The 13,937-nt window shown below is 56.2% G+C and carries 11 protein-coding genes; 3 read left to right on the top strand and 8 right to left on the bottom strand.

From position 1 onward, the window contains the following. The first annotated feature begins 2 nt into the window (after positions 1–2). Both cyoE and HO274_RS12820 read left to right on the top strand, forming a co-directional pair. Complete coding sequence (cyoE, locus tag HO274_RS12825) at positions 3–905, top strand: heme o synthase (RefSeq protein WP_051861729.1); 903 nt, start codon at positions 3–5, stop codon at positions 903–905. Positions 906–1,043: 138 nt separating this feature from the next. Then, positions 1,044–3,509 carry a glycogen/starch/alpha-glucan phosphorylase gene (locus HO274_RS12820; RefSeq protein ID WP_273120230.1) on the top strand — a complete coding sequence of 822 codons (2,466 nt, stop codon included), beginning with the start codon at positions 1,044–1,046 and terminating at the stop codon, positions 3,507–3,509. A 20-nt stretch (positions 3,510–3,529) separates the two neighbouring features. On the opposite strand, the gene neuC is transcribed toward HO274_RS12820, so the two are convergent. Then, complete coding sequence (gene neuC / locus HO274_RS12815) at positions 3,530–4,696, bottom strand: UDP-N-acetylglucosamine 2-epimerase (RefSeq protein WP_273120228.1); 1,167 nt, start codon at positions 4,694–4,696, stop codon at positions 3,530–3,532. Continuing rightward, on the bottom strand, positions 4,677–5,720 hold the full coding sequence (locus HO274_RS12810) for an N-acetylneuraminate synthase family protein (protein ID WP_273120226.1): 1,044 nt from the start codon (positions 5,718–5,720) through the stop codon (positions 4,677–4,679). The genes neuC and HO274_RS12810 overlap by 20 nt, the downstream gene beginning before the upstream one ends. A 230-nt stretch (positions 5,721–5,950) precedes the next feature. Between HO274_RS12810 and HO274_RS12805 the strand changes: the two genes are divergently transcribed. Continuing rightward, positions 5,951–6,892: a DMT family transporter gene (locus HO274_RS12805; protein WP_197456412.1), complete on the top strand. Its 942-nt coding sequence runs from the start codon at positions 5,951–5,953 to the stop codon at positions 6,890–6,892. Here HO274_RS12805 and HO274_RS12800 read toward each other — a convergent pair. From HO274_RS12800 to hyfB, 6 genes are read right to left on the bottom strand one after another with little or no spacing between them, the layout of a single operon-like run. Continuing rightward, a complete protein-coding gene (locus HO274_RS12800; RefSeq protein ID WP_082783201.1) occupies positions 6,777–7,301 on the bottom strand; it encodes an NADH-quinone oxidoreductase subunit B family protein in 525 nt (174 codons plus the stop codon). The genes HO274_RS12805 and HO274_RS12800 overlap by 116 nt on opposite strands. Next, a complete protein-coding gene (locus HO274_RS12795; protein WP_273120224.1) occupies positions 7,301–8,836 on the bottom strand; it encodes a hydrogenase large subunit in 1,536 nt (511 codons plus the stop codon). Before HO274_RS12795 ends, HO274_RS12800 begins: the two co-directional genes overlap by 1 nt. A 4-nt stretch (positions 8,837–8,840) precedes the next feature. Continuing rightward, entirely contained in the window at positions 8,841–10,289 is a 1,449-nt protein-coding gene (locus tag HO274_RS12790; RefSeq protein WP_273120222.1) for a hydrogenase 4 subunit F, read from the bottom strand. Between the two features lies 1 nt (position 10,290). Continuing rightward, the gene (locus HO274_RS12785) at positions 10,291–10,965 is read right to left on the bottom strand and encodes a formate hydrogenlyase (protein ID WP_031595063.1); all 675 of its coding nucleotides are present in this window, start codon (positions 10,963–10,965) and stop codon (positions 10,291–10,293) included. 2 nt (positions 10,966–10,967) lie between these two features. Beyond that, positions 10,968–11,915 carry a respiratory chain complex I subunit 1 family protein gene (locus HO274_RS12780; RefSeq protein WP_273120219.1) on the bottom strand — a complete coding sequence of 316 codons (948 nt, stop codon included), beginning with the start codon at positions 11,913–11,915 and terminating at the stop codon, positions 10,968–10,970. Then, on the bottom strand, positions 11,912–13,933 hold the full coding sequence (gene hyfB / locus HO274_RS12775; RefSeq protein WP_273120217.1) for a hydrogenase 4 subunit B: 2,022 nt from the start codon (positions 13,931–13,933) through the stop codon (positions 11,912–11,914). Before hyfB ends, HO274_RS12780 begins: the two co-directional genes overlap by 4 nt. Between the last annotated feature and the right edge of the window lie 4 nt (positions 13,934–13,937).

The following is a 13,937-nucleotide window of genomic DNA, read 5'->3' as shown; positions in this document are numbered from 1 at the left end:
GGATGAATACCCTCGCATTCAGAATTGCCCCGTCCCGACGGGATCTTTTGTCCCTGATCAAGCCGGGCATCGTGCTGGCCAATCTGGTTTCCGTAATCGGAGGATTTGGTTTGGCCGCTCGAGGACAGGTAACTTGGTCCCTGCTCAATGCCACTCTCTGGGGTGCCGCCCTGATCCTCAGCGCCGGCTGTGTTTTCAACAACCTCATCGACCGGGATATCGACTCCTTCATGCAACGTACCCGACAGCGTCCCTTGGCGCAGGGAAGAATCACCGCCCCTCAAGCCTTGGCATGGGGTACCCTGTTGTTGGGCAGCGGTACCTGGGTGCTGGGATGCCATACCAATCTTCTGACCCTGGCCGTTTCTCTGACCGGAATTTTTGTCTACGTTGGTTTGTATAGCCTGTATTTCAAACGTCATTCCTGGTTGGGGATTTGGGTCGGCAGCATCGCTGGAGCCATTCCTCCCCTGATAGGCTACACAGCAGTCACCCACCATCTGGGACCGGGGGCCTGGTTCCTGTTTCTGATCTTCTGCCTGTGGCAAATTCCCCACGCCCATGCCATTGCTCTCTTGCACCTCGAGGATTATCGTCGAGCCGGACTCCGTCTCTTGCCTCTCACTCATGGAGAAGAAGTAGTGCGCCAGCGTTTGCCCTACTACATTGGCGCCTTTCTACTGGCCACCCTGCTGCCCTTTTTTTACAGCCTGACCGGACCGACCTACCTGCTCGTGATGCTGACTGTGGGTGGAAGTTGGCTGGGCATGACCTGGAAAACCCGTCATCATCTCCACCTGAAATCCTGGGCCCGGGGTCATTTTATGTTTTCGATTCTGGCCATCATGATCCTCAATTTCATGCTGGTGCTCGACCCCGCCATTCTGCTTCTGCGGGGCTCCTGAACAACACGCAACACGGGCCTGTGAGGTCCTTTCCAGGGGGTAAAGAGCTCCATCAAACCTGTCACAGAATGAAACACTTCTGCTGAAATGCTGGGATTACCATAGGGTCCCCTCCCCCCTATCCACAAGAGGTGTTCCATGGCAAAACGTGCTTCGACCCCGCCCCTTCCCCACGATCGCCCAGGACTGGACAAGGTATCGCTCCAGCGCAGCATTTCCAATCACCTGCTCTTTACCGTTGGCAAGACACGGGACAAAGCCTCTCGCCATGACTGGTTCGTGGCCGTTGCCCATGCCGTACGCGACTGCATGGTGGAAAACTGGATTCAAACCCAGGAGCAGTTGCACAAGCACGAAGGAAAACGGGTCTATTACCTTTCTCTCGAATTTCTCCTCGGTCGGATGTTGGTCAATAGCCTTTACAATCTGGGACTGCTCGATACCTGTCGGGAATGTCTGACCGATCTGGGGGTGGACTTCGAATCAATTCGCGCCGTGGAAGAGGATGCTGGTCTGGGCAATGGGGGTCTTGGACGTCTGGCCGCCTGTTTCATGGATTCCCTGGCCACCCTGAACTACTCGGCCTGTGGTTACGGCATTCGCTATGAGTATGGCATGTTCCATCAGGACATTGAAAATGGCGAGCAGATCGAGCGTCCGGATAGTTGGTTGCGTTTTGGCAATCCCTGGGAATTCCGCCGCCCTGAAGTCAGTTACGAAATTCACTTTGGCGGCAAAGTCACCCATTACCGTGAAGAAGACGGCGTAGCCCGTTATCATTGGGTAGATACTGAGGTCGTCCTCGCTCTGGCCTATGATCTTCCCGTACCCGGACATGCCACCCCCACCACCAACAGTTTGCGCTTATGGTCAGCCAGGGGCACTCACGAATTTGATCTGCGCTATTTCAATGAAGGCGATTACATGGAGGCCGTCGCCAACAAAAACGAATCCGAAAATCTCTCCATGGTCTTGTACCCCGATGATTCCAGCATGGAAGGTCGAATGTTGCGTCTCAAGCAACAATACTTTTTTGTCAGCGCCTCCCTGCAGGACATCATACAGCGTCATTTGAACCATCATCCCGACCTGAGCATGCTGGCAGACAAAGTAGCCATTCAGCTCAACGACACCCACCCCAGCCTGTGCATCCCGGAACTGATGCGCCTGTTGCTGGACGTGTATCACTGGGATTGGGATTCGGCCTGGGACCTCACGAACCGTCTGTTTTCCTACACGAACCACACCATCATGCCCGAAGCGCTGGAAACATGGAGCGTCGACTTGATGGAGAAGTTACTGCCTCGCCATCTGCAGTTGGTTTATGAAATCAACCACCGCCTGCTCGAGGAAGTACGCCACCGTCACCCCGGCGACCCCAGCGTGCTGCAACGTCTTTCCCTCATCGACGAAACAGGCGGACGGCGCGTTCGCATGGCCCATCTCGCCATTGTTGGAAGCCATCATGTCAACGGGGTCGCCCAATTACACACCCAGTTGCTCAAATCCACGACCTTCGCTGAATTCGACGCTCTCTATCCCGGCAAGATCCTCAATGTCACCAACGGCATCACCCCCAGACGCTGGCTCAATGAAGCCAATTTCCGTCTTTCGGCCCTGCTTTCGGAGACTTTGGGAGATGCCTGGAAAAACGATCTGTCCCAACTCTCGGCACTGGCCCCCCGAGCCGATGATGAAATATTCCAGCAGCGTTTTCGCGCGGTAAAACAAGCCAACAAACAGGCCCTGGCCGCCTATCTGTTCCAGCGCCATGGCATGACGCTGGATCCGGAGACCCTGTTCGATGTACAGGTCAAACGAATTCACGAATACAAACGACAGTTGCTCAATGTGCTGGGGGTCATCACCCGCTACAACCGCCTGCGTTCGGGACAGGGCGATCACATGGTCCCCCGCACCGTCATCTTCAGCGGCAAGGCGGCCCCTGGTTATGCCGCTGCCAAGCGCATCATCGCCCTGATCCATGCCGTGGCTGAAGTCATCAATAACGACCCTCTGGTCCATGATCGACTCAAGGTCGTCTTCATTCCCAACTACAATGTCACCATTGCCTTGCGTCTCATTCCTGCCGCCGAACTGTCAGAACAAATCTCCACCGCCGGCACCGAAGCCTCAGGAACGGGCAACATGAAACTGGCACTTAATGGTGCGCTTACACTGGGGACCCTGGACGGAGCCAATATCGAGATTGGGCAAGCCGTAGGATGGGATAACTTCTTCGTATTCGGCGAGACTGCCGAACAGATCGCCCAACTTCAAAAGACCGGTTACCACCCTCAGGAATTGGTCCATACCCACGAGGAGTTACGTCAGGTACTGGACATGATCACCCAGGGGTATTTTTCGCCGGATCAACCCCATCGCTTCGCCCCCATCGTGGAAGAACTCACCACCCGCGACCGCTTCTTCCTGCTGGCGGATTACGAAGCTTATATTGCCGCCCAGGAACGGGTGGATGATGTTTACCGCAATCCCACGGAATGGACACGCCGCTCCATTCTCAATGTCGCCCACATGGGGGTTTTCTCCAGCGACCGATGTATTCAGGAATATGCCCGGAATATCTGGCATCTGAACGACTGAACCGCCGGATCCCCGCCGAATCAGGCGGGGTCATGAAAGCGCTTTTTACGCGGGAGAGCCAGATGGGCAACAATATCCGCCATCAACTCTCCCGAGTGGCCTGAACCGTAGATCTGGCTCCCGGCGTAACTCTGTTGCAACTGATAGGTCAGGGCCTGTGCCATGGCCTGGGGTTTCCATGGACTATCGCGCACATTGCTGGCACGTTCCCGTCCGTTCTGACGATCGCCCAGATTCACCACCGGTGTACCCAGAAAAGCGCATTCTCGAATCCCCACACTGGAATTTCCGATCAAACAGCGCGCCTGACGCAATAAACGCAGGAACAGGCGCCCCTCCAGATTGGTGATCATTCCCATGGGTGCAAGGGGATGATCCCGACGAAAATCGGTCACCGCCCGGGAGGTGGCCTCAGATCCCGCATCACTGTTGGGGTTGAAAACCACGAAAGGCAAACCACTGGCACTGACCACCTGCAGGGTCATCATCATGTGGCGATAACTGGACTCATGCTCTGTGGTATCCGCATGCTGCAATACCATGATGAATTCGCCCTCGAGATTGAAATGATCCAATCCCTCCTGTCCAACCAACGCCAACGCCAGGTCATCCAGGGAGATTTGACAGGCTTCCCGTGCCAGGTCAATGGAAGGACACCCTGTTACATAGATACTGTCCGGATGTTCCCCCATGCGCATGAGACGCGCTGCCGCCTGGGCATTAGCCACCAGATGAATATCGGACAATTTGGTCACGGCATGACGCACCCGCTCATCGATATTTCCGGTGATTTCTCCACCTTGCACATGGATCAGGGGAATCCCTAAATAGGATGTAGCCACTGCCGTACCCAGAGTTTCATAACGATCAGCGATGGTGATGACCCAATCCGGACGGGCGATCTCCAGATGGCGCGTCGTAAATAAAATAGTCTGTGCCGTGGTTTCTGCCATACGTCCAGGATCATTCCCCGGAACCAGGGTCTCCCCCTCCGCCGCCACATGGAATCCATCTTCACGGATCAGGTCGGCCACCCGGCCATGTCGGTCCGAAAGTGCGGAACCGGAGCAAAGACAGTGCAATTCAACGTCTTCCTGTTGATTCAAAGCCTGCAGGGTACTGCGAATACGGGAATAACTGGGGCGAGCGGTAATAGCGACAAGGATTTTACGAGGGATGGACATCATTGATTTCCAAGAGATGATCTTTGGGAAGCGCACGGGTCAACACCTGACCGAGAAGGTGATACAAATCTTCATAACCCAACCCGCCTCCCGGCTTTTTGAAAGCCAGATCTGAACGGGTCAGGGAATGACCGGCCGGCAGGTCTTGAGTAGTCACCCAGGATCGCCCAAAAATGGCAGGGTCAAAGCCTAATCGTTCTAGTTGCACTGATTTCAAAACAGGTGAGGTACGCATACTCCAGGCAAAGAGTGCACCGTCCACCAGTGCTTTAAGCCTGGTGGGAGTAAGGGAAGCTGGAACATCCGGTCCGAACATCCGTTCATGCAACGTCAAATGAACTTCCAGTAGTGAGGCGCCCAGATAAGTCGCCACAATCCCTGGAACAGGAGATGCCGAATGGTCGGACAATCCAACCGGAAATGAAGGCTCCGCCTCGAGCAAGGTTTCCAGCAGATTAAGGCCCACTTCCTGCGGAGGGGTGGGATAACGACTGGTACAGTGCATCAGCGCCACAGATGAACCATGACACTGGAATTCTTGCGCCAAGGCCAGCAAACCCTCGGGGGCCATCAAGCCACTGGAGAGCAGGAGGGGTTTGCCGGTACGCCCTACCCATTCCAGCAGTTCCGGGTTATGGATCTCGCCGGAAGCGATTTTCCAAGCCGCCATGCCCAAGGCATCAAGCCATTCACAGGCACGAACAGAAAAAGGACTGCTTAAAAACACCAGGCCATGACGTTCTGCATGAAGTTTGAGTATCTTCCATTGCTCGAACGTAAATTCCATACGCTGCCAGTAGTCATAACGGGAACGATCCTGCAGGCTGAAAGGAACACGCCAAGGTTCGTGCACCGTACTTTCTTCTGCGGCCAAATGAGTTTGAAATTTAACGGCCTGCACCCCGCACTCGGCGGCCACTTCAATAAAAGCCATGGCCTGACCCAAACTGCCTTCATGGCTTTGAGCCACTTCGGCAATAACGAAGGGAGGGTGATCTGGACCGATATCATAGTCAGAAATTCTCATGAAAGGGTCCTGTATGAGTGGTAATTTGTACCAGCAAATTATACCAATGGGCACTTTTGCGATTGTAACAAATGGTTCTTCCCGGTTAAGGTTCCTTTAGAAAAGCGAACATCATGAACCCTCGATCTTAAGTCAGAATTAGACCCTCCGAAGCAAGACGGCCCCCGGTTACAGTACGCAAGAAGATCTCCGCTTATAATGCTTCTTCCTCCCTCTTGACCGATCTTCCTGTGACCCCAACCCCTCAGCCACACCCCTCCCTTTCGGGTTCTCTCTGGATGTTGGTGGCGGGCCTGAACTTCGCTCTGATGGGAGTCTTTGTCAAGTGGGGCGCACAGGATTTCAGTGCTTCGGAACTGGTATTTTATCGTTCACTGTTTGGTATGCTTTTCCTCTTGATCATGGCCCGCCAACCCCTCAGGGCCTATGCCTCTGTACATTGGCTCCGCCATCTGGGGCGCAGTCTGTCTGGACTGATCTCTCTCTGGCTGTATTTTCTGGCCTTGGCCCATTTGCCTCTGGCCACTGCCGTCACCCTTAATTATACCTCTCCCCTTTTTCTGGCAGCCATCCTGCGCTTCACCCAACCCCACGATTCCCGACCCGGATTGCTGGGGCTTCTGGGACTGGGATTCGGGGGGGTGATTCTGTTGTTACAGCCCCATCTGACGCCCCAACAGTGGGGGTATGCAGGGATTGGTTTACTGTCGGGCATGAGCGCCGGATTCTCCTACGCCCAGATTCGTAGCATGGCCCGTCTGGGCGAACCGGACTGGCGGGTGGTGTTTTACTTCACCACCCTCTCCACCGTGGTGACCGGTCTGGCCCTGCCCTTTCAACCTGCCCATGCCTGGTCCCTTCATTCTCTGGGCATTCTGGCCGGATTGGGGCTCTTTGCCACCCTCGGACAACTGACCATGACACGCGCCTACCGCACTGGAATAACCTTGGTGGTTGCCAATCTGGCCTATGGCACCATCGTCTTCTCCACCCTGCTGGGGATGGTTGTTTTTACCGAACGTCCCGCCCTGACAACCTGGCTCGGCATTGGAGTGGTCATTCTGGCCGGGGTAGGGTCGAGCCTTTGGCGCTCGTCACTGCCCGCCAGATCCCTGCCAGCAGTTGCAACGGCGTCGGGGGACAGCCCGCCACCACCACGTCCACCGGAATGACTTGACTGACCCCACCCAAACAGGCATAGGATTTTCCAAACACCCCCCCATCGCGTCCACAGTCCCCCACCGCCACCACCCAACGGGGTTCCGGCAATGCCGCGTAGGTGCGACGCAGAGCCTCCTCCATGTGTCGGGAGACGGGACCGGTCACCAACAACAGGTCGGCATGGCGCGGACTGGCAGAGAAATGTAGGCCCAGCCCCGTCAAGTTGTACTGGGGAGCATTGAGCGCATGGATTTCCAGTTCACAGCCGTTGCACGACCCCGCATCCACATGGCGAATCACCAGGGCCCGTCCAAAGCGCTGCCACAAAGCCTGTTGCCAAGTTTCCAGGTCAGCCTGCGGCCAGGAAAAGGGTTCACTGCGCACTCCATGGCGTAAAATCTCGTTCAAAATATTGGCCATCATCCATCCTGCCCGCTGTAACTCAAGTTAAAGGACTTGTTGATCAAAGGAAAATCCGGCACGATGTTGCCCTGCACCGCATGTTCCAGAACGGGCCAGTTGCTCATGGACACATCTTCCGGATGCCAGCGTCGTACCTGCCCCTGCGCCCCCAGTTCCAGGGCTACGAATACCTCGCCGCGCCACCCCTCCACCCAACCCACCCCGACTCCTGCCCGCAAGGGGGGCGTGTCGTCCCAAAGGCTCGGTCCAGACGGCAAATACTCGATGAAATGACGAATCAGACGCAAGGATTCAAAAACTTCATCAAAGCGCACGGCCACCCTTGCGGCCACATCGCCCTGAGTGCGAGTCGCCATGCGCACTTCAGCCTGTGCATAGGGGGGCGTGGGACAGGACACGCGCAGGTCCCATGCCTGAGCCGAGGCTCGCCCTGCCAGCCCCACCAAACCAAGACGGGCAGCCAACTCCGGGGTCACCCTTCCCGTGCTCACATAGCGGTCCTGTACCCCCGCGTGTTCCTGTAACAATTCCTGCAAACGATGCACTTCCCGCTCCAGAGTCACACCTTCCTCCCGCAGGGATTGACAGTCAGAGACCGTCAATGCCCGGGCCACGCCCCCTAACTGAATCTGGTCATGCAGATAACGGTGTCCCACCAGTTTTTCGTGGGTACGCAAGGCGGTTTCCTTGAGCGCCCAGAACAGGGAAAACCCTGCACTCAACCCCACATCGTTGCATAGGTACCCCAAATCTCCCAAATGATTGACCAGACGTTCCCTTTCCAGCCAGAGGGCACGCAGCCATTCGGCTCGTTCCGGAATCTGACGCCCCAAAATGGATTCCAGCGCCTGAGCCGTCGCCCAGGCACCGGCCACCGTACTGTCGCCAGATACTCTTCCGGCCAGATGGATCAAGGCCGCCGGAGCAAGAGATTCGGCCCGTTTCTCGATCCCCTTGTGGGTATACCCCAATTGAGTATCGAGACGCAGCACCCGTTCTCCCACCACGGAAAAGCGAAAATGCCCCGGTTCGATGATGCCGGCATGCACCGGCCCCACGGGGATTTCATGTACCCCCTGCCCGCTCACCGTGACAAAAGGATAGGGTTCCCGTACCAGAGGTGGGTAAACTTGTCCGTCTTCTCCTTTCCGCAGGGGGAAACGGTCAGCGGGCCAAGCGCTGTGGCGCAACCAAGGGCGACTCTCTGCGGCTCCCTGGGCAAGCAGACCCAGCAGATCATGGGTGGCGCGTTGCAAACGATTGGCATTGGCAAACACATCGTCCAATGCTGGGTAGGTGGGGTCATGGGCGGGAAGAGATACCCGTAGCCAGCGTAGTCCTCCCTGCACCGCCAGGGCCAGATGCAGGTCAAAATTTTCTTCCCCTTCATCACTGCCCCACAGAGAAACCAGGCGCGCACCCTGTTCCTTTTGCGTCAGACAGAGACTCCGCAGATCCTCCCGGGATACCGTTTCCTGCCAAGCCGGCACAACACCAGGCAAGGTCTGCAGGGGAGGCATCGAAGTCATCATTGTCCTAACCCAGCAGCGCTGCAGCCTGACGATACCAGGTCGCCAGGACTGGCGGCAGATAAAGGCCAAGGATCAAGACCAGGGTCAAGTGCAGGAATACCGGCAGGATGGCCGGGGGATGGGGCAGGCGCTGCCCGGTTGCGGGACCGAAGACCATAGGTTGAACCTTGCCAAAAATCGCCGCAAAGGCTACTCCCAAGGCACCCAGCAAAATGGGGGTGGCCCAGGGCTGTTCATGCATGGCCGTGGTCAAGATCAGAAATTCGCTGGCAAAGACGCCGAAAGGGGGCATGCCGAGGATGGCCAGTGCGCCCAGCAATAACCCCCAACCAATGGTGGGACTGGTACGGATCAAGCCCCGAATCTGCGCCATGAGTTGCGTCCCGCTTTTCTGGCTGGCGTGACCCACGGCAAAAAAAATGGCGGATTTGGTGAGGGAATGCATCGTCATGTGCAATAGTCCGGCAAAATTCGCTACCGCTCCCCCCATCCCGAAAGCAAACGTCATCAACCCCATGTGCTCGATGGAAGAATAAGCGAAAAGACGTTTGATGTCCTTCTGACGCATCAGAAAAAGCGCTGCCACGGCCACGCTGAAGACTCCAAACCCCATCATCAGATGCCCGGCGAAAGGTTGGTGCAGAGCGCCGTCCACCAGCACTTTGGTACGTAATATCGCATACAGGGCCACATTGAGCAGCAAACCGGACAGCACGGCAGAAATGGGCGTTGGACCTTCAGCATGGGCATCGGGCAGCCAGTTGTGGAGTGGGGCAAGTCCCACTTTGGTGCCATACCCCACCAGCAAAAATACGAAGGCCAAAGAAACGATGGTGGGCTCCAGTTGCCCCTTGACCTGGGCCAGATGGGTCCAGAGCAAGGCGTTCCCCCCTTCTCCCAGAACTTTTTCTGCAGCAAAATAGAGCAATATGGTGCCAAAGAGGGCTTGGGCGATACCGACACCGCACAGAATGAAATATTTCCAGGCGGCTTCCAGACTGGCCGGGGTTCGATACAAGGACACCAACAATACCGTGGTCAAGGTCGCCGCCTCCATGGCCACCCACAACAACCCCAGATTATTGGTGGTCAAAGCCACCAATAAGGTGAACAGGAAAGCCTGATACATGCCGTGATAAAGACGCAAACGGCTCGCCGAAAGCCGCCCATGCTGCACTTCATTCCCCACGTAGGAGCGCGAGAACCACGCCGTCGTCATGCCCACAAAAGCCGTCAACCCCACCAGAAAGACATTGAAGGGGTCCACCACGAACTGTTCATCCCAGGCACTCACCCGACCCTCCTGTAGCACGCGCACCGCCAGGAACCCTGCAGCCCCCAGAGTGGCAAGGCTGAAAAGAAGATTGACCAGCGGTGCCTGTGCCCGTTGCCCCGTTGCGCCCAGCCAAAGCCCGCCCAGCAACGGAAAACCTAACAGTACCCAAATCTCCATGTCATTCTTCCTTGAGTTTTTCCATGTGGCGGATATCCAGACTGTCGAAGGTTTCACGAATCTGAAAAAAGAAGATCCCAAAAATAAACATTCCCACCAGCACGTCGAGGGCCACCCCCAGTTCCACCACCATGGGCATGCCATAAGTGGCTGAGGTAGCCGCCAGAAACAGGCCATTTTCCAGGGCCAGAAAACCAATGACCTGGGGCACCGCTTTACGGCGCGTGATCATCATCATGAAAGACAGCAACACACTGGCCAGGGCAATGCCCAGGGTATTGCGCAGGATGGTGCTGGAAAAGTGTGAAATAGGCAGAGCCAGATTGAAGGAGAAAACCACCAGACCAATCCCCACCAGCATCGTGGTGGGAATGTTGATCAAGGTTTCCACGTCCCATACCACGTCGAGACGGCGAATCAGGCGATGCAACAGCAAGGGGAGGATCAGGACCTTGATGATCAGGGTCAAGGCCGCCGAATAATACAAATGGGGTTGATGCGTCAGCCAGGCACTGTCCGCAATGGACAAGGTCAGGATCAAACCTTGCCAGGCAAAGAGGTGGATCAAGGTCAGGATGCGGCGCTGGGAAAGCATGGCAAAGGCGATCAGAAGCAATAACGAGGCAAACAGATCGAGTAGTTGCTGTGCAAAGGGAGCCGGGTTCCAGTGACTCATGCTCAGGAACCCAGCAGATAATGCAACAGAATGGCCAATACCGCCAGCAGAAATGCGGTTCCCAGATATTCCGGAACACGAAATAAACGCTGTTTGGCCGAAACGGTTTCCAGTACGGCCAAGCCCGCACCCATCACCGTCAATTTAAGAAGAAACAGGATCAGAGCCCCCAGGATCCCCCATCCCCGCTGACTATCCGTCAGACCAAAGGGCAGGAAAAGCGCAAAGCCAAGGCTGAAATAGATCAATAATTTTAGGGCATTGGCCCATTCGATGAGGGCCAGATGACGTCCAGAATATTCCAGGATCATGGCTTCATGGATCATCGTCAGTTCCAGATGTGTCTCAGGGTTGTCCACCGGGATCCGTCCATTCTCCGCCAGCAGCACCATCAGGAAAGCAACCCCGGCAAAGGCCAGACTGGGATAGAGATAAAATCCGCGTGCAGCAAATCCGGTCACCATGAAACGCAGGGAGGTACTGGCATTGAGGGACGCAATGGTAAAAAACACCATGAGGAGTGCCGGCTCTGCCAGAAAGGACACCAACATTTCACGGCGCGCCCCCAGCGAACCAAAAGCCGTCCCCACATCCATGGCTGCCAGTGCCAAAAACACCCTGGACAGGGACAGCAACCCCACCAGAGCGATCACGTCCACTGCGCCAGCCAGAGGGAGATCGGTGATGACCATGGGAATCAAACTGGCGGTCAAACCCATACACCCGAAAAGAAGATAGGGGGTCACACGGAATAGAGGAGATGCTGTTTCCGCAATCACCACTTCCTTGTGAAACAACTTGAATAACTGCCGATAAGGCTGTGTCAAGGGAGGCGCTTGTCGATTTTGCAGCCAGGCCCGCCAAATCCCTACCCAACCCATCAACAGCGGCGCCAGCAGAACACCCAGGATTTCCTGTCCCCCTTGAAGCAACCAGTTTACCAACGTCATGGCCGGCTCCCTGTCACGAGTGCCAGCAAGGCCATCAGGGTGGTAAAACTGAACAGCAGATAGGTGGAGATACGCCCCTGCTGCAACACCCCCACCCATTTCACCAGACGGGCCACGCCCCGCACCAGCGGCAAATAACAGAGAGCCCAAAGTGGATCGCGTACCTCGCTGTGGTAGTGCGGATGAGAATCAAAGGGGCTGGGAATCTCCCGTGACAGGCCAAAGAATGATTCGAAAATCTGCTTGATCGGTTGGCCAAACCCATCGGCACTATCCTGCATGCGCGCAGTCTGGAAAGGATAGCCGCAGTCCCAGGCCGGTGCCCGTCGCCACCGACCATGAAAAAACCGGCGTACCCCCAGAAAGGTCAAACCCACACTCACCCCAATGACGGCAAACAGGATCAGCGGACTGTAACTCGCTCGGTTGGCAGAAACCGGGGTGACCCATAACCAGCCGTGTCGGGCAGCACTGGCACCCAATCCCTGCCCCACCAGCGCATGGGTCACCGTATCCAGTTGCAGGATGACCGAACTGGGAAATAGGCCCAACAGCACACAACCCAAGGCCATCCACCCCATTCCGAAACGCTCCCAAACACCGATATCCTGTACCTCACTCAGCACCAGACCCCGCGCCTGCCCCAAAAAAACGATGCCATAAAACTTGACCATGGCAAAACCCGCCAGGGCCCCGACCAATGCCAGCACTGCGGCCCCCAGAGGCAGTACCATATTGAGCCAGGGCTGCGGCAGATCAGGACGCAGCAAATAGGCCTGCAACAACAGCCACTCCGAAACAAACCCGTTGAAAGGCGGCAATCCGGCCAGTGACAGAGCGCCCACCAAACTCAATCCCGCCACCCAGGGCATGACACGGATCAGCCCCCCTAATTTGGCCATGTTCCGTTCCGCCGTGGCATGCAACACCGATCCCGCACCCAAAAACAATAATCCCTTGAAAAAGGCATGATTGAGGGCGTGATACAACACCGCCGCCAGGGCCAGGGCAGCAACGGTTTCTTGCCCGGCTCCATGAAACAACAAGGTCAAACCCAATCCACTCAGAATCAGCCCCATGTTTTCCACGGAAGACCAGGCCAACAAACGCTTGATATCAGATTGGACAGCGGCGAAAAGCACGCCGAAGAGTGCCGTCAAGGAACCCAATCCCACCAGAAGCGCCCCCCACCACCACAAGGGCTGTCCAAGTAGATCGAAAAGTACCCGTAACAAGCCATACAAGGCCATTTTGAGCATGATCCCGCTCATCAGCGCCGACACCGGAGAAGGTGCAGCGGGATGGGCTTCAGGCAACCAGGTGTGGAGTGGCAGCAAGCCGGCCTTGGCACCAAACCCGATTAACGCCAGAATAAATGCCGTACTCGACCAGAAACTCGTCAAAGAATGATGCCGGAGCGTGGCAAAGGCATAATCACCGCCTGTGCCACTTTGTAACAAGCCGAAACACAACAGCAAGGCAATAGCGCCCAGATGCGCCATCAGGAGATACAGAAAACCCGCCTCACGAATTGCCGGAATCTCATGATCGGTGGTCACCAGAAAATAGGAAGAAAGCGCCATGCTTTCCCAGGCCACCATGAAGAAATAGGCATCATCCGCCACCAGTACCATCCCCATACTGGCGAGAAAAAGCGCATAGAGCAAAATCAGGCGCTGAAAATCGCCTGGTTGAGTTTCTGCCATGTGCCGAAAGTATCCCGTTGCATAAGCGCTAATCCCACTCCCTGCCAAGCCCAGCAGCGTCAGAAAAAACGCTGACAGAACGTCGAGACGCAAATGAAAGGGCATCCCCGGCAAACCGATGGGCAGTACCAAAGTCTGTGCTCCTCCCTGCAGGGCCCAAAGCCCCGCCCCTGCCATGAGGGCAGATAACCCGGCAATCAGGGGAAACAACAGGCACCGCCCCAGGCGGGCAGGCAGCACCAGTCCCAGCAGACCCAACCCGCTCAACCCTGTGAGAATCAGTCCAACGAGATCGAGGGGCAGCAAGGACATGGGT

This window comes from Ferrovum myxofaciens, from assembly GCF_013181415.1.
Lineage (GTDB): Bacteria > Pseudomonadota > Gammaproteobacteria > Burkholderiales > Ferrovaceae > Ferrovum > Ferrovum myxofaciens.
The sequence above is the reverse complement of the archived record's forward strand: the minus strand, read 5'-3'. Positions and strand labels throughout refer to the sequence as shown.